Origin of the sequence: Pseudomonas sp. MWU349, assembly GCF_017947325.1 — a bacterium.
Classification (GTDB): Bacteria; Pseudomonadota; Gammaproteobacteria; order Pseudomonadales; family Pseudomonadaceae; genus Aquipseudomonas; species Aquipseudomonas protegens.
This window is the reverse complement of sequence record NZ_JAFEVP010000007.1, coordinates 291,260-313,428: the sequence shown is the minus strand read 5'-3', so window position 1 is coordinate 313,428 and position 22,169 is coordinate 291,260. Positions and strand designations below refer to the sequence as shown.

Annotated in this window: 21 protein-coding genes; 4 read left to right on the top strand and 17 right to left on the bottom strand. The window is 64.2% G+C overall.

Translation table 11 applies throughout. The annotated features are described in order from the left end of the window. Positions 1-516: 516 nt before the first annotated feature. The 3 genes from KCG88_RS27095 to KCG88_RS27085 all read left to right on the top strand — a co-directional run bounded on the left by KCG88_RS27095 (position 517) and on the right by KCG88_RS27085 (position 1,512). A complete protein-coding gene (locus tag KCG88_RS27095; protein ID WP_026020108.1) occupies positions 517-747 on the top strand; it encodes a hypothetical protein in 231 nt (76 codons plus the stop codon). A 78-nt stretch (positions 748-825) separates the two neighbouring features. Beyond that, complete coding sequence (locus tag KCG88_RS27090) at positions 826-1,188, top strand: hypothetical protein (protein WP_210713526.1); 363 nt, start codon at positions 826-828, stop codon at positions 1,186-1,188. A gap of 84 nt (positions 1,189-1,272) precedes the next feature. Continuing rightward, positions 1,273-1,512: a DUF2789 domain-containing protein gene (locus KCG88_RS27085; RefSeq protein ID WP_011060895.1), complete on the top strand. Its 240-nt coding sequence runs from the start codon at positions 1,273-1,275 to the stop codon at positions 1,510-1,512. Here the strand turns inward: KCG88_RS27085 and KCG88_RS27080 are convergent. The 16 genes from KCG88_RS27080 to iolC all read right to left on the bottom strand — a co-directional run bounded on the left by KCG88_RS27080 (position 1,509) and on the right by iolC (position 20,000). Beyond that, a complete protein-coding gene (locus tag KCG88_RS27080; protein ID WP_047286179.1) occupies positions 1,509-1,727 on the bottom strand; it encodes a hypothetical protein in 219 nt (72 codons plus the stop codon). The two genes, KCG88_RS27085 and KCG88_RS27080, sit on opposite strands and share 4 nt — an antisense overlap. Before the next feature lie 121 nt (positions 1,728-1,848). Continuing rightward, positions 1,849-3,474 (bottom strand): methyl-accepting chemotaxis protein, encoded by a 1,626-nt coding sequence (locus KCG88_RS27075; RefSeq protein ID WP_210713525.1) that lies wholly within the window; start codon positions 3,472-3,474, stop codon positions 1,849-1,851. 159 nt (positions 3,475-3,633) lie between these two features. Then, positions 3,634-4,038: a TraR/DksA family transcriptional regulator gene (locus KCG88_RS27070; protein WP_011060892.1), complete on the bottom strand. Its 405-nt coding sequence runs from the start codon at positions 4,036-4,038 to the stop codon at positions 3,634-3,636. Between the two features lie 424 nt (positions 4,039-4,462). Next, positions 4,463-5,485: an ABC transporter permease gene (locus tag KCG88_RS27065; protein ID WP_047286177.1), complete on the bottom strand. Its 1,023-nt coding sequence runs from the start codon at positions 5,483-5,485 to the stop codon at positions 4,463-4,465. A gap of 69 nt (positions 5,486-5,554) precedes the next feature. After that, positions 5,555-7,120, bottom strand: coding sequence for a sugar ABC transporter ATP-binding protein (locus KCG88_RS27060; RefSeq protein ID WP_210713524.1), 1,566 nt, complete (start codon positions 7,118-7,120; stop codon positions 5,555-5,557). 83 nt (positions 7,121-7,203) lie between these two features. Then, positions 7,204-8,130 carry a sugar ABC transporter substrate-binding protein gene (locus tag KCG88_RS27055; RefSeq protein ID WP_047286175.1) on the bottom strand — a complete coding sequence of 309 codons (927 nt, stop codon included), beginning with the start codon at positions 8,128-8,130 and terminating at the stop codon, positions 7,204-7,206. A 53-nt stretch (positions 8,131-8,183) separates the two neighbouring features. After that, positions 8,184-8,375, bottom strand: coding sequence for a hypothetical protein (locus KCG88_RS27050; RefSeq protein WP_210713523.1), 192 nt, complete (start codon positions 8,373-8,375; stop codon positions 8,184-8,186). Positions 8,376-8,517: 142 nt separating this feature from the next. After that, the gene (locus KCG88_RS27045; RefSeq protein WP_210713522.1) at positions 8,518-9,564 is read right to left on the bottom strand and encodes a Gfo/Idh/MocA family oxidoreductase; all 1,047 of its coding nucleotides are present in this window, start codon (positions 9,562-9,564) and stop codon (positions 8,518-8,520) included. 142 nt (positions 9,565-9,706) lie between these two features. Next, the gene (locus tag KCG88_RS27040) at positions 9,707-10,567 is read right to left on the bottom strand and encodes a sugar phosphate isomerase/epimerase family protein (protein ID WP_047286172.1); all 861 of its coding nucleotides are present in this window, start codon (positions 10,565-10,567) and stop codon (positions 9,707-9,709) included. Between the two features lie 123 nt (positions 10,568-10,690). Then, positions 10,691-11,701: a Gfo/Idh/MocA family oxidoreductase gene (locus KCG88_RS27035; RefSeq protein WP_047286171.1), complete on the bottom strand. Its 1,011-nt coding sequence runs from the start codon at positions 11,699-11,701 to the stop codon at positions 10,691-10,693. A gap of 34 nt (positions 11,702-11,735) precedes the next feature. Next, positions 11,736-13,673: a 3D-(3,5/4)-trihydroxycyclohexane-1,2-dione acylhydrolase (decyclizing) gene (iolD, locus tag KCG88_RS27030; RefSeq protein ID WP_210713521.1), complete on the bottom strand. Its 1,938-nt coding sequence runs from the start codon at positions 13,671-13,673 to the stop codon at positions 11,736-11,738. Positions 13,674-13,817: 144 nt separating this feature from the next. After that, positions 13,818-14,639: a TIM barrel protein gene (locus tag KCG88_RS27025; RefSeq protein ID WP_210713520.1), complete on the bottom strand. Its 822-nt coding sequence runs from the start codon at positions 14,637-14,639 to the stop codon at positions 13,818-13,820. Positions 14,640-14,675: 36 nt separating this feature from the next. Beyond that, complete coding sequence (locus KCG88_RS27020; protein ID WP_210713519.1) at positions 14,676-16,175, bottom strand: CoA-acylating methylmalonate-semialdehyde dehydrogenase; 1,500 nt, start codon at positions 16,173-16,175, stop codon at positions 14,676-14,678. 43 nt (positions 16,176-16,218) lie between these two features. Further along, positions 16,219-17,025, bottom strand: coding sequence for a 5-deoxy-glucuronate isomerase (gene iolB / locus KCG88_RS27015; RefSeq protein ID WP_047286167.1), 807 nt, complete (start codon positions 17,023-17,025; stop codon positions 16,219-16,221). Then, the gene (gene iolE, locus KCG88_RS27010) at positions 17,022-17,930 is read right to left on the bottom strand and encodes a myo-inosose-2 dehydratase (protein WP_047336534.1); all 909 of its coding nucleotides are present in this window, start codon (positions 17,928-17,930) and stop codon (positions 17,022-17,024) included. Before iolE ends, iolB begins: the two co-directional genes overlap by 4 nt. A 129-nt stretch (positions 17,931-18,059) precedes the next feature. Next, the gene (gene iolC / locus KCG88_RS27005; RefSeq protein ID WP_210713518.1) at positions 18,060-20,000 is read right to left on the bottom strand and encodes a 5-dehydro-2-deoxygluconokinase; all 1,941 of its coding nucleotides are present in this window, start codon (positions 19,998-20,000) and stop codon (positions 18,060-18,062) included. A gap of 312 nt (positions 20,001-20,312) precedes the next feature. On the opposite strand from iolC, the gene KCG88_RS27000 reads away from it, so the two are divergent. Beyond that, positions 20,313-21,233 carry a MurR/RpiR family transcriptional regulator gene (locus tag KCG88_RS27000; RefSeq protein WP_047286164.1) on the top strand — a complete coding sequence of 307 codons (921 nt, stop codon included), beginning with the start codon at positions 20,313-20,315 and terminating at the stop codon, positions 21,231-21,233. On the opposite strand, the gene KCG88_RS26995 is transcribed toward KCG88_RS27000, so the two are convergent. Continuing rightward, positions 21,230-22,102, bottom strand: a complete 873-nt coding sequence (locus KCG88_RS26995; RefSeq protein ID WP_047336533.1) for a patatin-like phospholipase family protein — start codon at positions 22,100-22,102, stop codon at positions 21,230-21,232. The genes KCG88_RS27000 and KCG88_RS26995 overlap by 4 nt on opposite strands. Positions 22,103-22,169 lie beyond the last annotated feature (67 nt).

Below are 22,169 nucleotides of genomic sequence, written 5' to 3'. Positions count from 1 at the left end.
TCGGTTACCCAATACACACAAGTGCAGCTGGCACTCCTGGCCACGACGCTGGCGGCGGCACTGGGCAAGGGGCATTTCGCCGATGCATCAGGCACATGTCGAAGGCGTGAGGAGTGAGCTCTGACCCGCAAAGCGTGGCGGCGCGTCGTCGGGGGTGGGTGCTGGAACAGGCCTGCTGGCCGGATGCACCCGGGTCACGATTCCCCCCGGTCGGCAGCCACTTCGGGTTGCAGAGGCAATTCTAGAGCAACTTTGTGCATTTCGACTATTTAAAGCGCACACCTGCTTCGTGCGCATCCACTTCAGCAAAAGCCTGAGTTGACGCGCAGCCGGTAATATTACCCAGCAACAGAAGCAGGAAGTTTCAGATTAGATCATCAGAATAATCGCCACCTAGAATCCAAATGATATAACTCAGCCCGCCATCACCCAACAACTGCCATACTCCGCCATTGATTGAATGCCCCCCTCTCGGGGGCGTTCAAGCACTCACTCATCTCCAAGGGAAGGCTAGAAGTGACCGAACTAGATATTGGCGAGTTTTTCATTCGTGGCGAGTGCAGAGAAGTCGAAGGCGAGTTCCAGGCCGTGATTGCCATGCGCGCCAAACCCCCACTGACCCAGGTCACCTTCCACCAGGTGGAACGCGATCGCTGGTTCAAGACCTCGGAAGACGCTGCCGCAGCAGCCAGAGCCTCGGCCAAGGCCCTCAAGCAGGCCATCGACCAGGGCGCACTGAACGCCTGACAGACAGCGCCAGTCAAGGATCCGACAGCGCGACCGATACAAAGGAGAGATCCGTTTAAGGGCATCATGATGATCGACTTGAAACCCCCATCTCGCCTGGCCGACTTCCTCAAGCCGGATCCAAGCACTGCGGTACTGGAAGCCTCGGACGACGGCGAGACCCTGGTCCTGAGCCGCTCCAGCGCGCAAACCCCGGAAGAGGCGCTGTTGCTGGCGAAGAAAAAACGCATCCGCCAACTGAAAAAGCAGATCGAGCTGCTGCAACAGAAACTGCAGCGGGCCAAGGCCCGCCTGGCCTCGGTCAAGGGCGCCAGTTCCGGCTCAGACACCGGCCGGGCCATGGCCCTGTCGTCCGCCCGGGCCCAGGTCATGGCCTACAGCACTGCCCTGTCCATGGCCCAGACGGCGTTGTTCCAGGCCGAGAGCGGCACCCTGGCCTGAAACCTTGGATCGAACTTGCGCGCCTGCCATGCCTCAGATGCACTGAGGCAGCGCCGGTGCTGCCCGTCACCCAAGGAGATCACCATGGAAGCGCCCACCCATAACCTCGAAGGGCTGTTCGACCAGTTGGGCCTGGATTCCAGCCCTGCCGCCATCGATGGTTTCATCGCCCGCCACTCACCCCTGGACGAAGACCTGAAAATGATCGACGCCCCCTTCTGGACGCCCCAGCAAGCGGCCTTTCTCAAACAGCAACTGCGCGAAGACGCCGACTGGGCCCCGGTGGTGGACGAGCTCAACCTGCGCCTGCACCAGGCCGGTTAAGCCGAATGCCGCAGGTGCCGGCCGCCGGGCAGCAGCACCTGCAGCTGTTGCTGCCAGGCCAGCCGGCATTCCTCGGCCTCGGCGCGGCTGGCAAAGGCCGTGCCGCGCTGTTCGCCATTGACCAGAACCACCCAGCACACACGACGGCCCAAGGCTCGCAGGCTGGCCGGCACGCCGCTGCCAATCATTACCGCTACATCGACTTTGCTGTGCATGGAGCCACCTCCAGAAAATTAGTTAGCTGCCTAACGATGTTGGCATACTAACTAACTTACCGGCCCCGAGAACAGCCTGTTCCTGCATTGCAGCGTTACCGATAGCGTAACAATGGAGGCCTCAGCCCTTGCCCGAGCCTGGCGCCTGCTCGGGTTTGTAACCCAGGCGCAGCCCGCCCCAGTGCCGACCCCGGACCATGATCGGCACCGAAAGATCGTGCATCAGCTCGCCGGTATCCCGGGTGTAAGTCTGCAGAAGCAGCGGTTGCTGGTGGCTGCCACAGCGGATCCCCGTGCGGTCGGCGAACTTGCGCTTGCTGCGGTTATGCAGGTTGTCCACCTCGGGGTCGCCGGTCAGCGGCTGGGAAAAAACCTTGTTGTGGGTCGGCACGTAGCCTTCCTGGGTACAGGCGATGGCGAACACCAGGCCGTCGTGGCGCGGCAGCAGGGATTCCTGGATCGGCGGCAGCACCTGGTCGGTGTAGCGGTCGAAGCGGGTCTGGTATTTGGCGGGGTCGGTGTTGGCGATCAACTGGTAGTGACGGTCGAACAGATCATCGAGGCTGATGCGGTTCTGCTCCAGGTCGGCCTCGAACTGCTCGGCAATGCGCCGCGCGCCTTCGCGGGCCAGGTCGTAGATGCGCTGGTGATAGTCATCCAGGCCCACCGCCGCCAGGCGTTCGCTGATGGTTTCGGCCTGCCCTTCCATCTGCACCGCGGCCTGGGCCAGGCTGCGGGTCTGCTGGTCGCTGACCGCCAGGTCGCTGCGCATCTGCTCCACGGCATGAAACAGGCTGTCCAGTTGCTCGCGGTTGGTCTCGGCACCCCGGGCGATCTCGCTGACCTGCCCTTCCACCCCGGCCGCCAGGCGCGCGATGTTGTCCAGGTGACGACCGGTGTGCTCCACCTGCTCGACCCCCAGGTTGAGGTCGTCGGCCAGTTGGCGGATCTGCTCCACCACGTCGCTGGTGCGCTGCTGGATATCCGCCACCATCACCCCGACCTCGTCGGTGGCCGCGGCGGTGCGCCCGGCCAGCCCGCGCACCTCATCGGCCACCACCGCGAAACCGCGCCCGTGCTCCCCGGCCCGGGCCGCCTCGATGGCCGCGTTCAGGGCCAGCAGGTTGGTCTGGCTGGCGATGGACTGGATCACCAGGGTCACCCGCTGGATCTCCTCGCTGCGCTGGCTCAGGGCCTCGATCAGCTCACGGCTGCCATTGGCGCGCTGGCTGAGCAGGTGCATGCGGCTGATGGACTCCCCCAGCACCGTGCGCCCTTCGGCGCTGCTGGCGTGGGCCTCGCTGGCGGCGCCCAGGGCCTGCTGGCTGAGCTGGGAGGTGACCTGCTCGGTCTTGATCATCACTTCGGCGTTGCCGACGATGCGCGCGGCGGCGTCGAGCTGGGATTGCAGCTTGCCCGCCAGCTGGGTCACCGAGTAGGCCACACCGGCGGCGGACAGTGCGTTGTGGGTGGTGCTGTAGGACAGGTCGCGGGTCAGCGCCGACAACTGCTGGTCAGCCGTCGCGCTCGCCACCAGGGGCTGCACGCGCACGCGCAACCGCGGCAGCCAGATCACCAGCACCGCCACGGGCAGGCACAGGTACAGCGACCAGCCGCCCAGGGCCTGGCCGGCGAACAGCGCCATCAGCGCCATGCTCTGCAAGGACGGCGTCCACCAGCGGGCGGCGGTTTCGGGTGTTGCCAGCGGCTGCGCGACCGGCGCCGCTAGAGATCCATCTCTTGACATCTGTGTCACCCCACATCGTTCTAATTGTTTGCGGCATTAGACGCCACTAGAGGGCCATTATCCATGGTCCCTTAGTCGCGGGTTTGCAGCAGATCAAGAGAATGTGCGGGCGGGCACTGCCCGAAAAAACAAAGCCCCCGCTGTGGCGGGGGCTGGCGATCAAGCTTGACGCTGATGCTTGTCGATCTGCTCGTGGCGCTCTTGGGCCTCGATGCAGTACTTGGTGGTGGGGCTGATCAGCAGGCGCTTGAGGCCGATCGGCTCACCGCTGTCGTCGCACCAGCCGAAGCTGTCGTCGCTGATCCGGCCCAGGGCCTGTTCCAATTGCGGCAGCATGCGCTGGTCGCGATCAATGGCGTTGACCAACCAGGTGCGCTCTTCTTCGACGGAAGCGGCGTCGGCCGGGTCAGCCGGGGTGTCCAGGCTTTCAATGGCGATCCGGTTCTGTTCGATGCGCTCGTGGGTTTCCACCTTCATGGCTTGCAACAGGTCGCTGAAAAAAGCGTGCTGCTCGGCATTCATGTAGTCATCCGCCGGCATGGCCAGCAACTTTTCCTTGGTCATTGATTTCTCTATAAAAAATACGTGCATTAAGGCGAATTCAAACTGTTTCCGGTTGACCCGTCAGGTCATCAGAAAGGCGCCATACCTTCCAAGCGCCACCCGGCACTCAATTTACGAGGGGCGGCAGTCTAAGGCCGGTTTGAGGGCGCAGCAACTGAAATGACAGCGAATCTGTCCGACAAACCGCGCAAAGCCCGCAAATGCGGGCTTTGGTGGCGTTTATAGGAGTGCGTTTATAACAAAAAATTCCATAGCCATGGGTCTGTTAGAAGACAAACGGCAGTGCCGGACGGCGGATTCTGGCCGTTTTGATCGATTTCCGGGGGCTTCGGACGGCTGGTGAAAAGGCCTTTGCAGCAGGCCCGGGCTCGGCGCGTCTTCGCTGGCAAGCCAGCTTCTACGCCAGCCGACGCCTCTGCCCTGATCAGCGCTTGAGCTTGCGCTTGTTGCGGTACTGGTCGATGACCACCGCCACCACGATGATCAGGCCCTTGATGATGTCCTGGATGTAGGCATCGACCCCGACAAAGGTGAAGCCACTGGCCATGACCCCGAGGATCAGTGCGCCGATCACCGTACCGGTGATGCGCCCCACCCCGCCGGCCAGGCTGGTGCCGCCGATCACTGCCGCGGCAATCGCGTCCAGCTCGTAGGACATGCCCATCCCCGCCTGCCCGGTGGCGGCCCGCGCCGAGGCCACCACCCCGGCCAGCCCCGCCAGCAGCCCGGCAATGCTGTAGACGATCACCAGGTGGCGCTTGACGTTGATCCCCGAGGTGCGCGCGGCCTGCATGTTGCCGCCGATGGCGTAGGTGTACTTGCCGTACTTGGTGTAGCGCAGGGCGATGTGGAAGATCACCGCCACCACCAGGAAGATGATCACCGGCATGGCCCCGTGGCCGATGGCCGTGTAGGAATCCGAGAGCATGCTCACCGGCTGGCCTTCGGTGTAGTAGCGGGCCAGGCCCCGGGCCGACACCATCATGCCCAGGGTGGCAATAAAGGGCGGAATGCCGGTGATGGCGATGATGCTGCCGTTGATCGCCCCCGCCAGCAGGCCCACCCCCAGCCCGGCCACCACCGGGATCCACACCGGCAGGTCGGTCAGGGATGGAAACACCGCCCGGGCAAAGTCCGAGGTCTGCGCCAGGCTGGCGGCAATCATCGCCGACAGGGCCAGCACCGAACCGGAAGACAGGTCGATGCCGGTGGTGATGATCACCTGGGTCACGCCGATGGCCAGCAGGCCGATGATCGACACCTGCAGGATCATCAGCACCAGACGCTGGGAATTGAGCAGGAAGCTCTGGTCACGAACGATCCAGCCGAACAGCTCGAACACCAGGCCGATGCCGATCAGCACCAGGAAAATACTCAGTTCGGTGGGAAAGCGCCGGCGCGTTCTGGCGGGCGCCAAGGCCGGTTTGTTTTCAGACATTACGTTCATAACCACTCACCTTTGTTATTGCCTGGCCGCGGCAGATCACTGTGCCGGCGGCTGCCATCGGTTGAAGAATCAATGCACCACCGCCATCCCCGACGCCAGCTGCATGACCCGTTCCTGGGTTGCCTCACTGCGGTCGAGAGTGCCCATCAGTTCACCTTCATGCATGACCATGACCCGGTCGCTCATGCCCAGGACTTCCGGCAGTTCCGAAGAGATCATGATCACCGCCATGCCCTCGCTGGCCAGGAAGGCGATCAGGCGATAGATCTCGGCCTTGGCCCCGACGTCGATGCCCCGGGTCGGCTCGTCGAGAATCAGGATCCGCGGCTTGGTCATCAGCCAGCGCGCCAGCAGTGCCTTCTGCTGATTGCCCCCGGACAGGGTGTCGATGCATTGCTCCAGGGACGGTGTCTTGACCCGCAGTTTCCTGCACATGTCCTCGCACAAGGCACGCAAGGCCTTCTGCTGGACAAAACCGCCGCCGGCGTAGTGCGGCAGTACCGCCACTTCCATGTTTTCCAGGACCGACAGGCAGGGGAACAGGCCACTGAGCTTGCGATCCTCGGTCAGCAGGGCAAGGCCCTTCTCGATCGCCTTGTGGGGGTCGCCGATGCGCAGGGGCTGGCCGTCGAGGACAATCTCGCCGCCATCGCTTGGGGTGATGCCGAACAGGGTTTCGGCGACATTGGTCCGCCCCGAGCCCATCAGCCCGGCAATGCCGAGGATCTCCCCGGCATGCAGGTCGAAGGACACGCCCTTGAACACGCCGTCCAGGCGCAAGTCGCGGACCTTGAGCAGCAGCTCGCCGATGGGCTTCTCGCGCTGGGGAAACAGCTGGCTCAGCTCGCGCCCCACCATCATCGAGATCAGGCTGTCGCCGTCCAGGCTGTCGGCCCGTTGCAGGCCGATGTAGGCACCATCGCGAAACACCGCCACTTCATCGGCAATGGCGAACACTTCGTTCATCTTGTGGGTGATATAGACGATGCCCTTACCCTGGGCCTTGAGGTCGGCAATGATCGAGAACAGGTGCGCCACCTCCTTGTCGGTGATGGCCGAGGTCGGTTCGTCCATGATCAGCACGTCGGAGTCGTAGGATACGGCCTTGGCGATCTCCACCATCTGGCGCTCGGCGATGCTCAGGTTACCCACCTGCTCCTCGGGGTCGAGGTCGATGCGCAGGCGCTCCAGCAACTGCGCGGTGCAGCGGTGCATGGCGCGGTGATCGATCAGGCGCAGGCCGTTGAGCTGTTCGCGGCCGATCCAGATGTTCTCGGCGATGCTCATGTGCGGCATCAGGTTGAGTTCCTGATGGATCATGGCAATGCCCGATTGCAGGGCCTGCAGGGGCGTGTCGAAGACCACCGGCCGGCCCTTGAGGCGCAGCTCGCCAGCATCCGGCTGGTAAATGCCGGCGATGATCTTCATCAGGGTCGACTTGCCGGCGCCGTTCTCGCCCATCAGCGCCAGCACCGTTCCCGGGCGTACCCGCAATTGCACATCGGACAAGGCGACCACACCGGGAAAGCCCTTGCTGACGTTGATCACCTCCAACAGGTAAGGTTCTTCGGTCGACGACGTGGCGGGCTGGAGAGCCGCCAGCGGAGTGCTCGTGGCAGTCGCGCAAGAGAACATGTCAGGTACTCCATCGGCAAGGCTGCCCGGGGCCGCCTTGTCACTTATTGTTGTTATGGAACCGCTTGCTCAGGTGCGCGGCATTACTTGAACTGGTCGACGTTTTCCGGGGTGATCAAGCGATACGGCACCCACACTGCCGGCTCCACCGGCTCATGCTTGATCATCTTCACCGCCGTATCGATGGAGCCATCCGCCTGGCCCTTGGCGTCCTGGAACACCGACAGCGCCAGGTCGCCCTTCTTCACCGCGCGCAGGCCATCAGGGGTGCCATCGACACCGGCGATCAGCACACTGCCCTTCTCGACTCCGGCCTGCTTCAGCGCCATGGCGGCGCCAATGGCCATTTCATCGTTGTTGGACACCACCGCATCGAACTGGCGGCCCTGGGTCAGCCAGTCGTTGACCAGGGTCATGCCCTTGTCCCGCAGCCAGACCCCGGTCTGCTCCTGGTCGACCTTGATCCCCGGGTACTGCGCCAGGACCTCCTTGACCCCCTTGGTGCGATTGGTGGTGGAGTTATTGGCCAGATCCCCCAGCAGGATCACGATGTTGCCCTTGCCGCCCATCTTGTCGGCCAGGTACTGCATCTGCATTTTCCCGGCCTCCAGGTCGTTGGAGGCCACGGTCACCACGCCCTTGGGCAGGTTCAGGTCATCCGGGCGGCGGTTGACGTACACCAGGGGGATGCCGGCCTTGACCGCGGCCTCGGTGATTTTCCTGGTGGCGGCGGTGTCCACCGGATTGACCACGATCGCGTCGACCTTCTGGCTGATGAAGTTCTCGACCTGGCTCAATTGCTTGACCACATCGCTGCGGGCGTCTTCGAACTGCAGCTTGACGCCCTCGGGCAGGGACTTGGCTTTCTGGTCCATCGACTCGCGCAGATAGGTCAGCCAGGTGTCATCGAACTGCGACATGCTCACGCCAATCTTGAGGTCAGCCAGCGCCGTGCCGCTGGCCAGCAGCAGCGACAGCGCGAGCGAGGCAAAACGGATCTTGGTGTTCATAACAGGTCTTTCTCCACATTCTTGTAGGTTTTATGGATAAAGCGCAGAAAAACTCAGAGCGGCAGGTGCACGATGGGGGCACCGGGTACGCAGCACACCAGTGAACCGTCGCGCTCTTCGCACAGGAAGCCCAGGCAAGTCAGGAGGACGGCGCAACGGCTGGCCCGAGGCAGATCGGCGGACGGCGCACGGGGATGGCGAAACAACGAACGTAGAGCCTGCACAGCGGATTGGAAGGTTTTCATCGACGGTACCTGTTTGTTTTTGTTGGTCGGCCCGCACCGGACTCAAGGCGTGCTTGAGGGGCTTGGAACCTAGCTAGTCGGCAACCTGGAAACGACTTTATTGGAAAATAATTTCCATATCAACTAATTTTAGAATTTTATTCTAAATCTGTAATTCCTCGGAAAACCCTGCCATCGATACCACTCGCGACTGCTGCGCACTCAAGCGTGCGGCATCCAGTACCTGGGTGGTGGCCAACGCATCGGCAGCCGTGACAGGTAGCGCGCCCTGGCCTTGCAGGGCGTCTAGCAACTGCTGATAGAACTGCTGCCAGGCGCCCCGCTCCGAGGTCACGCGCTGGCGCTCATCCCCCTGCTCGAACCAGCCCCAGCGCCGATGCTCCTCCATGCCCCAGCGTTCGCCCTCGGTTTTCGGCGAACGCCCCGCCAGCAACGCCTGCTCCTGGCCGTCGAGGCCCTCGACCGTATAGCAACCGGCGGTGCCGCTGACCCGAAAACGCGGGGCCTGGCTGTTTTGCAGGCAACTGCCCCATAAATGTGAAACCACGCCGTTGGCGTGGCTCAGGGAAACAAAAAAGCCGTGGTCAACCACGGCTTCTTCAGGGGTGTACTGCAGCTCGGCATAGACCCTAGCCACCGGCCCGAATAACTGCAGGGCCTGGTCCACCAGATGGCTGCCCAGGTCCCGCAGGAACCCACCGCCACTGGCATTGCCCACCGATTGCGGGGCATAACGCTCGACCCGCGACTCGTAACGGGTGATCCGGCCCAGCGCGCCGCTGTCGATGAGCTTGCGCAAGGTCAGGAAGTCCGAATCCCAGCGCCGGTTCATATACACGCTGAGCGGCACCTGGCGCCCGGCGGCGGCCTGGATCATTCCCTCGGCCTGGGCCGCATCGGCGGCGAAGGGTTTGTCGCTGACCACCGCGATGCCCCGTTCAATGGCCTCCAGCACCAGGGCCGGGCGCCCGTCCAGGGGCGTGGAAATCACCAGGGCATCCACCCCCGCCTCCGCCAACTGCTCAAGGTTGTCGAACGCCCTCACCCCCGGGTGATCCGTCGCCAACAAGCGCCGGCGTTCCGCGGAGCGCGTCACTACCCCGACAAAACTCGCACCGGCCAGGCTGGCAATCAGTGGCGCATGAAAATGACGACCGCCATGGCCGTAACCCACCAGACCTATCCGCATAGCGCCTCCATCCATTCACTCCCCACTATCGCCTCCCTCACGCCATCTTTCGTAGGAGCTGGCTTGCCAGCGAAGGCGTCCTCAAGCCACACACCATCGCCAGGCCCCTTCGCCGGCAAGCCGGCTCCTACGCAGCAAACCGCTACCGGCACAATTCGCTTTTGATCCGTTCCAGCATCATCAGGTTGGACTGGTCCGGGCGGTCTTCCCAGGCGAACACCGACACCGTGGCGATACCGTCGAACTGGATTTCGCGCAAGGTGCCGAAGAACGTGTCCCAGTCCACCTCGCCCTGACCGATGTCCAGGTGCTGGTGCACGGTGGCAGTGACGCCCGGCGGATTGACGATGTAGCGCAGGTTGGACGACGCCCGATGGTTGTAGGTGTCGGCGATGATCAAGTGGCTGAGCTTGGAGCCTGCGTACTTGAGCATCGAGGCGATATCGCCTTTGCCGTCGTCGTAGAAGAAGGTATGGGGCGCGGCGTAGAGGTAATTGATCCAGTCGCGGTCCAGGCCGCGAATGATGTCGACCGACTCGTTGTTGCGCTCGCAGAAATCATAGGGGTGGGCCTGGATGTCCAGCTTGATGCCTTCGCGCTCGAACTCGGGTATCAGTTCGTCCATGGAACGCATGAACTGGTTTTCACACACCAGCGGGTTATCCGACTGGCCGGTGAACTCGGTGTTGACCAGCTCGCAATCCATCTCCACGGCGATCTGGATCGCCCGCTTCCAGTTGCGCACCGCTGCTACCCGCAAGCCCTCATCGGCGCTGGCCCAGTGGTACATCGGCAACAGGGACGAGAGCTGCACGCCGCTGTCGCTCAGGGCCTTGCGAAATTCCTTGATCCGCGCCCGATCGACCCGGGGGGCCTTGTAGAACGGCATGAAGTCTTCACGGGGCGACAGCTCGATGTAGTCGTAGCCCAGCTCGGCGGCCTTGTCGGTCATCTTGCCCAGGGGCAGATGGCGGTACATGTAGGGGTCTAATGCAATACGCACAGTGACAGCCTCCCAAGATAAAAATGATGCCCTTGCGTAGGGGCTGGCTTGCCAGCGAAAGCGCCTTCACGAGCGCACAGCACGAAGGCCCCTCGCCGGCGAGCCGGCTCTTACCGGGTCGGGTTAGCCGTAGAAGCGTGGGCGTTCGGGCAGCTCGATCTTGACGATCTGGCCGCTGTTCTGCGCCTGGATGCAGGCGTCGGCCGCCACGGCGGCGGCATAGCCGTCCCAGGCCGAAGGCCCGCCCACTCGGCCGGCGCGCACGCCGTCGATAAAGGCCTGCAATTCCACGTCATAGGCGGCGATAAAGCGCTCCTTCCAATCCATGAGGATGGCGTTGGACAGCTTGGCTTGGCTGCGCAACTGCACCTGGGACGGCTCCGGCAGCCTGGCAATGCCGCTCTCGCCCACCACTTCGCACTGGATGTCGTAGCCGTACTGGCAGTTGACGAATACCTCGACGTCGATGCGCGTGCCTCGGGCGGTTTCCAGCAGCACGATCTGCGGATCGCGCAAATGAGCCAGCGCCTTGCTGGTCTTGCGCGGGAACACCACCTGCACCGACACGTAGTCGTCGGCCAGCAGCCAGCGCAACACGTCCAGTTCATGGATCAGGGTGTCGGTGATGGCCATGTCGGTCATGTAGTTCTCACCCACCCGCGGGTTGCGGTGGGCGCAGTGCAGCATCAGCGGCTCGCCGATCTGCCCGCTGTCGATCACTGCCTTCAAGGCCTGGTAACCCGAATCGTAGGGGCGCATGAACCCCACCTGCACCAGGCGCTTGCCGTGGGCCACTTCGGCCTCGACGATGCGCCGACAGCCGGCGGCGGTCACCGCCAGGGGTTTTTCGCAGAACACCGGCTTGCCCGCGGCAATCGCCGCCAGCACGAATTCCTCGTGGCTCGGGCCCCAGGAAGTGACCAGCAGCGCCTCGACGTCCGGCGCCTTGATCAGCGCGTGGCCGTCCGGGTAGACCTCGGCAGTGAGCTTGAGGTCGCTGACCACCTTGGCCGCCGACGCAAGGTTGATGTCGGTGACCGCCACCACCTGGCTGCCCAGCAGGGTCTGGCTGCAACGACGGATATGGTCCTGGCCGATGGCGCCGGTACCGATAACACCAAGTTTCAAAGACATGCAGATACTCCTGTTGTTGTTCGTTGCAGAGCGATCAGTACTGCCGGGCCTGGGCCAGGCGTTCATTAAGGGTCTTGGCTACCGCATCGGTGCGTGCGCTGGTGGACACCTGGGCCACGCCCACCCGCCACCAGGACAGGTACTTGTGGATCATGGTCTTGGGCAGGACCTTGATGTCGATCAGGGTCGAGACCGATTGGGTCCGGGCATCGGCCAGGGCCGCCAGCAGTTGCTCCTCGGTACTGACCTTGTAGGTCTTGCAGCCGTAGGCCGCGGCGCTCATGGCGAAGTCGACCGGCACAAAGCCGCCGTCGAGCTTGCCGGTCTGCGGGTTGCGGTAGCGGAACTCGGTGCCGAAGCTGTCCATGCCGTGTTCCATCTGCAGGTTGTTGATGCAGCCGAAGGTCATGTTGTCCAGCAGCACCACGTTGATCTTGCGCCGCTCCTGGATCGAGGTCGCCAGCTCCGAGTGCAGCATCAGGTAGGAGCCGTCGCCCACCAGGGCGTACACCTCGCGATCCGGCTCGGCGAGCTTGACCCCCAGGGCCGCGTTGACCTCGTAGCCCATACACGAATAGCCGTATTCCACGTGGTAGGTGTTGACCCCCTTGCTGCGCCAGCTGCGCTGCAGGTCGCCGGGCAGGCTGCCGGCGGCGGCGACGATGATGCCGTCCTCGGGCAAGGCCTGGTTGAGCACCCCGAGCACCCGGCTCTGGGTCAGGCAGGAGCCGGTCAGCTCGATGAATTCGCGCAGCACCGCCGGGTCCATGTGGTCATTGATTTCCGGGACAAAACCGTCGTCCTGGTACTGCACCTGGTAGACCCGGTCCACCTCGGCCTCCAACTGGGCCTTGGCGTCAGTGATCTGCCCGCCCCAGGCCGCCTGGTAGCCGCTGCGGCCCAGGGCTTCGCCGAGGGCCTGCAAGCCGACCCGGGCATCGGCCAGCAACTGCACGCCATCCAGCTTGAGGCTGTCGCCAGGGCAGACATTGAGGTTGAGAAATTGCACCCCGGGGTGCTGGAACAGCCATTTCGACGAGGTGGTGAAATCGCTGTAGCGGGTGCCGACGCCGATGATCAGGTCGGCCTCCCTGGCCAGCAGGTTGGCCGCCAGGCAGCCGGTTTCGCCGATCCCGCCGACGTTCAGCGGGTGCTCGGAGCGTACCGCGCTCTTGCCGGCCTGGGTTTCCGCAAAGGGAATGCCCAAGCGCTCGGCAAAGGCCTGCAACGCCCGGTTGGCCGCGGAATACTTGACCCCGCCGCCACAGATGATCAACGGCTTGCGCTTGCCCTGAAACAGCGCCAGGGCATCGCCGAGCATGGCCTCGGTGGCCGGGCGGCGGTCGATGCGGTGCACGCGCCTGGCGAGGAAACTGTCGGGGTAATCGTAGGCTTCACCCTGCACATCCTGGGGCAATGCCAGGGTCACGGCGCCGGTTTCCGCCGGGTCGGTGAGCACGCGCATGGCGTGGATCGCCGCGCTCATCAGTTGCTCGGGGCGGTTGATGCGGTCCCAGTATTTGCTCACGGCCTTGAAGGCATCGTTGGTGCTGAGGCTCAGGTCATGAAACTGTTCGATCTGTTGCAGCACCGGGTCCGGCTGGCGGCTGGCGTAGACGTCCCCCGGCAGCAGCAGCAAGGGAATGCGGTTGGCGGTGGCGGTGGCCGCCGCGGTCAGCATATTGGCCGCGCCGGGGCCCACCGAGGAGCTGCAGGCGTAGATCTTGCGCCGCAGGTGCTGCTTGGCGAAACCGATGGCGGCGTGGGCCATGCCCTGCTCGTTGCGCCCCTGGTGCACCACCAGGTCACCACTGTCCTGCTCCAGGGCCTGGCCCAGGCCGAGCACGTTGCCGTGGCCGAAAATGGTGAAGACTCCGGCGATGAACTTGCTCTGGACCCCATCCACCTCGACGTATTGGTTATCGAGGAATTTCACCAGGGCCTGGGCCATGGTCAAGCGTGTCGTACTCATGGTTTGCACCTTAATGTTGATGTGTAGCCAACGGCCCTGCTAACACGTCCGTAGGAGCTGGCTGGCCAGCGAAAGCGCATTGGAGACTTGCGCCCCGCTGTGGGCCGCCTTCGCCGGCAAGCCGGCTCCTACGCGAGGGCGGCGTCAGGCCAGGGATTGCTGCAGGTGGGCCATGCTCGCCCCCAGCGCCTGCCGGATGTCCGCCAACCCGTGCACGCTCTCGGCAAAGGGTTCGAACGACAGGTAGCCGCGGTAGCCACGGCGCAGCAACATGTCGATCTGCGCTGCATTGCCGAGGATGTCGGCCTCGCCCACCAGCACCCGATGACCATCGCGAATGCCGTTGAGCGGCGCTTCGCGGTCCTCGACACCGGAGATGTGCACCAGCCCGGTCAGCTCGGGGAAGAACTCATGCTCGCCGGCCAGGTGGTGGTGGAAGGTGTCGTGCACCAGGCGGAACACGTCCAGGCCACCGATGGCGCGGATCGCCTCCACCGCCGTGCGCTTGCGGCGCAGCGAGCATTCTTCGAAGCCCAGGGGCTCGATAAACCCCAGCAGGCCGTGATCCCGCAGGATCGGCGCCAGCTCGCTCAACGCGGTACGCAAACCACTGGCGCGCTGGGCCTCAGTGCGCGGGTCGCCAGGGTCATTGAGCGGGCACATCACCAGCCCCTCGGCCCCGCAGGCACGGGCATAGGCGGCGAGTTTCAGGGTCTGCTGGCGACGCTCGTGGTTCCACACATCGAAGGGGTACAGGGCGTTGATCGACAACACCTTGATGCCCTGGGCCGCGCACAACTCGCGGACCCGTTCCGGCGGCGTACCGTCCTCGATTTCCACGCCCGCAAGGTCATTGCGGATCTCAATGGCATCGGCCTTAAGCGCCACCGCCAGGTCGATAAACGAAGGCAGTGACAAACGCGGTGCAACCATACGATTGAGGGCGAAACGCAGGGGCTGGCTCATGCTTGTGGTTCTCCAAAATCCATCGCGTTGAAAAAGTTACTTGGCCGTCGGCATGCTGAATTCCGGGCCCTTGGCGATACTGTCGGGCCAGCGCTGCATCACGCTCTTGTAGCGGCTGTAGAAACGCACACCTTCCTCGCCGTAGGCATGGTGGTCGCCGAACAGCGAACGCTTCCAGCCACCGAAGGAATGCCAGGCCATGGGCACCGGGATCGGTACGTTGATGCCGACCATGCCCACCTTGATGTTGCGGGCAAAGGCCCGGGCCACGCCGCCGTCGCGGGTGAAGCAGGACACGCCGTTACCGAACTCGTGGGCGTTGATCAGCTCCACCGCGCTGGCAAAGTCGGGCACCCGCACAATGCCCAGCACCGGCCCGAAGATTTCCTCGCGGTAGATGCTCATCTCGGGGGTGACCCGATCGAACAGGGTGGCGCCGACAAAAAAGCCCTGCTCCGCCCCTGGCACCTTGAAGCCGCGGCCATCCACCAGCAGCTGTGCGCCCTGGGCCACGCCCTGGTCGATGAAACCTTCAACCCGGGCCTTGTGCTCGGCGGTCACCAGCGGCCCCATGTCGCTGTCGCCCTGCAAGCCGTTGCCGACCTTGAGTCGGTCGATGCGCGGCAGCAGCCTGGCGATCAATTCGTCGGCCACCTCGCCCACCGTCACGGCGATGGAGATCGCCATGCAGCGCTCGCCGGCCGAGCCGTAGGCCGCACCGATCAGGGCATCGGCGGCCTGGTCCAGGTCGGCGTCGGGCATCACGACCATGTGGTTCTTGGCCCCCCCCAGGGCCTGCACACGCTTGCCTCGGGCGCTGGCCTGCTGGTGGATGTACTGGGCAATCGGCGTCGAACCGACAAAGGACATCGCCTCGATGTCCGGGTGCTGGAGCAAGCCGTCCACAGCGCTCTTGTCGCCCTGGACCACGTTGAACACCCCCTCTGGCAAACCGGCTTGCGTCAGCAGCCGCGCCATCAGCAGGCTGGCGGACGGGTCGCGCTCGGACGGTTTGAGGATGAAGCAGTTGCCGGTGATCAGGGCGATGGGGATCATCCACAACGGCACCATCACCGGGAAGTTGAACGGCGTTACCCCGGCGCACACACCCAGGGGCTGGCGCAGGTTCCAGTTATCGATACCGCCACCGATGTTGTCGCTGAAATCGGTTTTCAACAGGTTCGGCGCGCCGCAGGCGTACTCGACGATCTCGATGCCGCGGGTCACTTCGCCCATGGCGTCGGACAGCACCTTGCCGTGTTCGCGGGTGATGATCTGCGCCAGTTCCTGGTGGTGCTGGTCCAGCAGCTCCTTGAACTTGAACATCACCCGCGCGCGGCGCAGGGCGGACTGCTCGGACCAGGCCGGGAAAGCCTTCAGCGCCGACGCCACGGCTTCATCCACGGTCTGCTGGCTGGCCAGGGCAACACGGGCCTGGACCGCACCCGTGGCCGGGTTGAACACCGGGCTGAAACGCTCGCCGGCATCCTGCACCTGGCCGCCGATGTAATGACCTATTACCGGGGTATCACTCATTGTTCTTGTTCTCCGTGAAAGGTTGCAGTCTCGATTCAGGGGTTCATAGATCCAGCAACCAGCTGTGCTGCGGGTCGTTATGGAACTGCCAGACCCGCTTGGGCCCGGCCATGACGTTCAGGTAATAGGACTCGTAGCCGTAAGGCACGCTGACCGGGTGATAGCCCTTGGGCACCACCACCAGGTCGCTGTTTTCCACCGCCATGGCCTGGTCGATGCTGCGGTCGTCGGTGTAGACCCGCTGGAAGACGAAGCCCTGGGGCGGGTTGACCTGGTGGTAATAGGTTTCTTCCAGAAAGCTCTGGTGCGGCAGGTCGTCGGTGTCGTGCTTGTGCGGCGGGTAGCTGGAGGAATGCCCGGACGGCGTGCGCACCTCCACCACCAGCAGGGAATGGGCCGGCTCGCTGTCGGGCAGGATATCGCAGACGTAGCGGGTGTTGGCGCCCTTGCCGCGCACGCTGCGCTTGCATTGTTCCGGGCGGATCAGCCGCGGGCCGGGGCTGCCCTCAAGCGCGCCCGGGGCGGCGCACAGGGCAATCTGCACCTGGCTCAAGGCGCTGACCTGGGCCTGGCTGCCCGGTGGCAGATAGACGGCAAAGGGCGACTTGTCCTCGAACACCGATTGCCGATCGCCCAGGTTGGACCACTGGAAGGCGCCCTGAGGCGCTTCGCCCTGCACATCGATGCGGCCACTGAGCAGCACCAGGCACAGCTCCTTGTCGCCGGCGCTGACCGGCAGGCTTTCCCCCAGGCCCAGGCGGTAGGCACTGAAGCCCACGTATTCCAGGGCTCCCTCTTGCAGCTGGACCATGGTCCGGCCGTGGGCGGCACTTTTAACCAGCAGGCTCATTGGGCAGCACTCCTGCGTTGCAGCGCGGAGTCCAGCAAGGCCCGCAGAGTGTCGTAACCTTTTTTCGCGTAGACATAGCTCGGCGCCACCGCCGGGTCCTGCTCGGCCTCCACCACCAGCCAGCCCTGGTAGCCAGCGTCCAGCAGCACATCGAGCAAGGCGGCGAAGTCAATATCGCCATCGCCGGGCACGGTGAAGGTGCCGTTGACGATGCAGTCGGGGAAGCTCCACAGGTTGTTGCGCGCCAGTTGCACCACCGGCTTGCGCACGTCCTTGAAATGCACATGGCACACCCGCCCGATATGCCGGCGCAGCACCTCCAGGGGTTCGCCGCCGCCCATGTAGCAATGGCCCGAATCGAACAGCAGGCCGACTTCCTCGCCCGTCAGGCGCATCAGCGTGTCGATGTCCGCCGGGGACTCGACGTAGGCGCCCATGTGATGGTGGTAGGCCAGGCGCACCCCCTGGGACAGGGTGAAACGCGCCAGTTCCGTGAGTTTGTCCGCGTAATCCTGCCAGGCCTGTGCACTGTGGAAGCGCGGGCGCTCGATCAGACGCACCGGTGAGCCCTGGATCGAGTCGGCCACTTCGCCGTAGACCAGCACCGAAGCGCCGTTGCGTTTGAGCAGTTCGACGTGGCTGGCAATGGCGTCGATTTCCTCGGCCACCGAACGCCGGGCCAGGCGGCTGGAGTACCAGCCCGAGACCAGCGCCAGGTCGTAAGGGCGCAACACATCGCCCACGCCCTTGGCGTCCTTGGGGAACTTGCCGTTGAGTTCAAAACCTTGGTAACCGATCTCGCGCCCTTCGCTGAGGGCGGTGTCCAGGGGCGTTTCTCCGCCCAGGGCCGGCAGGTCGTCGTTGCTCCAGGAGATCGGGTTGATGCCAATTCGGATCGCGGGCATGGCTGCACCTTTTGTTGTTATTCATGAAAGCGTGGAGAAGGGCCTTGCACCCGCAGGAGCTGGCTTGCCAGCGAAGGCGCCGCGGGCCTGGCTCCAGGCTCAAGACCCACTTCGCCGGCCAGCCGGCTCCTACAGAGGGCGGGCGCTGCGCCAGGCGTTGATCAGTTGCTCGAAGGTGCCCTGCACCTGCCGGACCAGGGTTGCGTCGTCGATCTCCCGCGCCAGCCACGCTCGGCTGGGCTCCTGGAAGATCGTGCGGCCCACGGCAAACCCCCGGCAGGTGCGGCTGTCGGCTGCTTGCCGGAAGCCCTCGGCGAGGGCTTCGGCCGAGGCATTCAAGCCCAGCAGCACCACGCCACGGCAATACGGGTCGCGCTCCTGGATCAATTCATCGAGCTTTTTCCATTCCTCGGCCGACTGCGCCTCGATCTTCCACCACGCGGGGTAGATGCCCAGGTTGTACAGGCGCTTGAGGCTGCGGTAGAGCACCTCGGGATGGGCCCCGGGCAAGTCCTTGGGCGGGATGATTTCCAGCAGCAGTTCATGCCCGCTGACTTGGGACGCCTGGTACAGGCCCCGGATCTGTGCTTCCTGCTCCAGGCGCAGCAGGGGTTCGTCGTCCGGGTGAAATTGCATCAGGCACTTGATGATCTGCTCCTGAGGCCAGGCGATCAGGTTGCTGCCCACCGAACGCCCGTGCTCGAACGCCAGGGGCCGCGAGCCCTGCACTTCCACCGGCCGCGCCACCCACCAGCCGCGCCCGGTGGCGGCGTTCAACGCCTCCTGGCCGAAACGCTGGTCGGCCAGCAGGCCGACATCGGCCTCGATGCCCTGGCGCCGCAGGTCGGCTTCGACCCGCTGCACCGCGTCTATGAAGAGTTGCTTGAGTTGACCGATGGCCTTGAGCTCGCGACCGGCTTGTTGGGCCAGCTCCACCAGTTGCCCACGGTGGTCGAAGGCAAAGACGAACAGGGGCTTCCAGGCCTTGCGCGGCACGCTGACCTGATGCAGGCGTTGCAGTACCGGGTCCTGGTCTGGACGGGTGATGGGCACCGGGCTGCTGAACAGGTAGTCCAGTTCGGCCCGGGTCGGCATCGCCGGGGCACAGGCATGGCGCGACACCACCAGGCCGCCGCAGGCGTTGGCCAACTGGCAGCAGCGCTCATCGCTGGCCTCTTCCAGCCAGCCACTGAGGAAGCCGGACATGAAGGCATCGCCGGCGCCCAGCACGTTGAGCACCTCCACCCGCACGCCGGGGTAGATCGCCCCGTCTTCCAGGCGCTCCGGAATCTCGCCGTGGATCACCGTGCACCCTTGCGGGCCAAGCTTGACCACCAGGGTCGCGGCGCTCAGGGAGCGCACGGTGCGCAGGGCCGTCAGCAGGTCGTCGCTGCCACCGGCAATCAGGAACTCCTCTTCGGTGCCGACGATCAGGTCAAAACGCCCCAGGATGCCCTGCACATGCTGGCTGACCTGCGGGTCGGCCACGAACCGGGTCTCGCCGTCGGCCTTTCCCGCCAGGCCCCAGAGCACCGGCCGGTAGTCGATGTCCAGGACCCGCTTGACCCCGTGCTTTTGCGCGTAGTCCAGGGCCTGCAGGCTGGCCCGGTAGACGCCGTCAGTGGAAAAATGAGTACCGGTGATCAGCAAGGCCTTGCTGGAGGCTATGAAGGCTTCGTCGATGTCGGCGGCGCACAGCGCCATGTCCGCGCAGTTCTCGCGGTAGAACACCAGGGGGAAGGTTTCGCGGTCCTTGAGGCCCAGCAGGACCAGGGCGGTGAGGCGCTGCGGATCGACCTTGACGGCGCTGACGTCACAGCCTTCGCGCGCCAGCGATTCCAGCAGGAAGCGCCCCATGTGGTCATCACCGACCCGGCTCAGCATCGCCGACTTGAGGCCCAGCCGTGCGGTGCCGAAGGCGATGTTCGCCGACGAGCCGCCGAGGTATTTGGCAAAGCTTGCGACGTCCTCCAGCCGAGCACCGACTTGCTGTGCATAGAGATCGACGCCCAGGCGTCCGAGGCAGATCAGATCCAATTGACGCCCACTGGCAAAACGAGTCTGGCCCATGCTGGCTCCTGTTATTTTTATCAGCCTGCGCTCGTCACCCTGGTCAGGTGCCGAGCACTCTTGGTCAGCGCAGACTAAAACGTCTCCCAGCCTCAATCAATATTTTTTCTATAAATTTTTTACATGGAATATTTTTTCCATTAAAATTTTTTCAAGCCTGAGCCAGACGCCCTGCAACGTTTCAGCAACGCCCTGGCCTGCCGTGACCCGAAGATTTTATGGGCCCCGACCCTGTAGACTGCCGGCTGCCCACCTATTGTCAGGGGACGGACCCACAGCCTTCCCCATCAGTACAAGCCAGAAGGATTTTCTATGTCCCGCACCGATCAGCCGGCCCTGTCCGATCGCACGCCCGAGAGCGACCTTGCCAGCCCTCCGACGAATGCCGAGCGGCTGCTGCAGTTGATCACCGAGGAATACGAGAGCCTGCCGCGACAGCTCAAGCGCATCGCCAGCTACATGAGCCAGCAGAGCGACCGGATCATGGTCGACCGGATCAGCGACATTGCCCGCGAATGTGAGGTGCACCCTTCGGCCATCGTGCGTTTTTCCCAGCGTTTCGGCTTCAGCGGTTTCAGTGAAATGCAGGCGCTGTTCCGCCAGGCCTACACCCACAAGGCCACGCCGGTGCAGAACTACCAGCAGCGCATCCGCAGCCTGATCGCCAACAAGTCGCAGAAGGCCAGCGGCGGCGACCTGGCGCGTGAGTGCATCAGCGCCACCCTGTCGGGAATCGAGCGCCTGGGCCTGGAACTGGACGATACGGCCTTCGAGCAGGCCGTGGACCTGGTGGTCAATACCGACAACATCTACGTGGTGGGGGTGCGCCGCTCCTTCGCCGTGGCCGACTACCTGGTGTACAACCTGCAGCACACCAACAAGCGCATCCACCTGGTGTCGGGCCTGGGGGGCAGCTACCGCGAGCAGATGCGCAGTATCCGCCCCAACGACCTGGTGATCGCCATCAGCTTCACCCCCTACGCCAAGGAAACCCAGCACTGCCTGCGCATTGCCCAGCACAACCAGGCCAAGACCCTGATCATCACCGACAGCACCCTGTCACCCCTGGCCAAGCGCGCCAACAGCGTGCTGCTGGTCAACGAGGGCAGCTCCTTCGCCTTCCGCTCCCTGAGTGCCACCCTGTGCCTGTGCCAGGCGCTGTTCATCGCCGTGGCCTACCGCCTGGAATTGAAGATGGACGAGATTCACGAACAGGGCGGCTTCGACGACTAGCCGGAAGCCGGCCCGTGGCTATGGGCCCGCAAGGCATCGGGCACGCCCCGGCGCTGCAGGCCGCCCTGCTCGACCCAGCCCAGGGTCTGGCGATACGCCCGCTGCAGCAACTGGTCGGTCTGGTTGAAGTCGAATACCGACACCCCCAATGGGCACAGGGGGTCGACCACATGGATCGCCACCCGCGGCGCATAGAGTTCGATGTCGCGCACCAGCTGGCGCATGCTCAACAGATTCAGGGTGTGCAGGGCCAGGGCCAGCATCCCCGCCGGCGGCGCCGGGCAGGCACAGCCGAAACCGGTGGGCAGGACGATCACCCGGGAGGCCCCCAGGCCCACCGCAGCGGCAATCGGCGTGTTGCTCGCAACCCCGCCGTCCACCAGCAGCTTGTCGCCGATGCGCACCCAGGGAAACACCAGGGGAATCGCCGCGCTGGCCAGTAGCGCCTGCTCGGTGTCACCACTGGACAGCACTTCCTGGGCCCCGGTCAGCAGGTTGGTGGTGACGATATGCAGGGCCAGCCGGGTGTCTTCGATGCGCACGACCGGCAAGGCCCGGCGCACCAGCCGGGACAGGGCCGTGGACGGCAGCAGGCAGCCTCTATGGCGAAGTAGGCCCAACAGGCTGTCGAGCCAGGAAAAGGGAAACACATCGCCCTTGCGCAAGCCGCGCCAGAAGTCCGCCAGCTCGGCCACGCCCCGGCCATCGGGCCGTGCGGCGAAATAAGCCCCGTTGATGGCACCCACAGAGGCCCCCACCACCAGATCGAACTCGACGCCCAGCTCCACCAGGGCTTGGAGCATGCCCACCTGCACCGCTCCGAGGCTGCCTCCCCCGGAAAGCACCAGCGCGGTTCTGTCCTCACTCATGACCGACCTCCCGCGCCGTGATCGGCGCTCTAGAAGCTCAGCATAGTCGCCCGCCGAAGAGCGTCAG

What these genes read in the sequence shown, in the direction of transcription:
- KCG88_RS27085 (WP_011060895.1), top strand. Translation starts at nt 1,273, where the DNA reads ATGGAAGCGCCCACCCATAACCTCGAAGGGCTGTTCGACCAGTTGGGC.
- KCG88_RS27080 (WP_047286179.1), bottom strand. Translation starts at nt 1,727, where the DNA reads ATGCACAGCAAAGTCGATGTAGCGGTAATGATTGGCAGCGGCGTGCCG.
- KCG88_RS27075 (WP_210713525.1), bottom strand. Translation starts at nt 3,474, where the DNA reads ATGTCAAGAGATGGATCTCTAGCGGCGCCGGTCGCGCAGCCGCTGGCA.
- KCG88_RS27070 (WP_011060892.1), bottom strand. Translation starts at nt 4,038, where the DNA reads ATGACCAAGGAAAAGTTGCTGGCCATGCCGGCGGATGACTACATGAAT.
- KCG88_RS27065 (WP_047286177.1), bottom strand. Translation starts at nt 5,485, where the DNA reads ATGAACGTAATGTCTGAAAACAAACCGGCCTTGGCGCCCGCCAGAACG.
- KCG88_RS27060 (WP_210713524.1), bottom strand. Translation starts at nt 7,120, where the DNA reads ATGTTCTCTTGCGCGACTGCCACGAGCACTCCGCTGGCGGCTCTCCAG.
- KCG88_RS27055 (WP_047286175.1), bottom strand. Translation starts at nt 8,130, where the DNA reads ATGAACACCAAGATCCGTTTTGCCTCGCTCGCGCTGTCGCTGCTGCTG.
- KCG88_RS27050 (WP_210713523.1), bottom strand. Translation starts at nt 8,375, where the DNA reads ATGAAAACCTTCCAATCCGCTGTGCAGGCTCTACGTTCGTTGTTTCGC.
- KCG88_RS27045 (WP_210713522.1), bottom strand. Translation starts at nt 9,564, where the DNA reads ATGCGGATAGGTCTGGTGGGTTACGGCCATGGCGGTCGTCATTTTCAT.
- KCG88_RS27035 (WP_047286171.1), bottom strand. Translation starts at nt 11,701, where the DNA reads ATGTCTTTGAAACTTGGTGTTATCGGTACCGGCGCCATCGGCCAGGAC.
- iolD (WP_210713521.1), bottom strand. Translation starts at nt 13,673, where the DNA reads ATGAGTACGACACGCTTGACCATGGCCCAGGCCCTGGTGAAATTCCTC.
- KCG88_RS27025 (WP_210713520.1), bottom strand. Translation starts at nt 14,639, where the DNA reads ATGAGCCAGCCCCTGCGTTTCGCCCTCAATCGTATGGTTGCACCGCGT.
- KCG88_RS27020 (WP_210713519.1), bottom strand. Translation starts at nt 16,175, where the DNA reads ATGAGTGATACCCCGGTAATAGGTCATTACATCGGCGGCCAGGTGCAG.
- iolB (WP_047286167.1), bottom strand. Translation starts at nt 17,025, where the DNA reads ATGAGCCTGCTGGTTAAAAGTGCCGCCCACGGCCGGACCATGGTCCAG.
- iolE (WP_047336534.1), bottom strand. Translation starts at nt 17,930, where the DNA reads ATGCCCGCGATCCGAATTGGCATCAACCCGATCTCCTGGAGCAACGAC.
- iolC (WP_210713518.1), bottom strand. Translation starts at nt 20,000, where the DNA reads ATGGGCCAGACTCGTTTTGCCAGTGGGCGTCAATTGGATCTGATCTGC.
- KCG88_RS27000 (WP_047286164.1), top strand. Translation starts at nt 20,313, where the DNA reads ATGTCCCGCACCGATCAGCCGGCCCTGTCCGATCGCACGCCCGAGAGC.
- KCG88_RS26995 (WP_047336533.1), bottom strand. Translation starts at nt 22,102, where the DNA reads ATGAGTGAGGACAGAACCGCGCTGGTGCTTTCCGGGGGAGGCAGCCTC.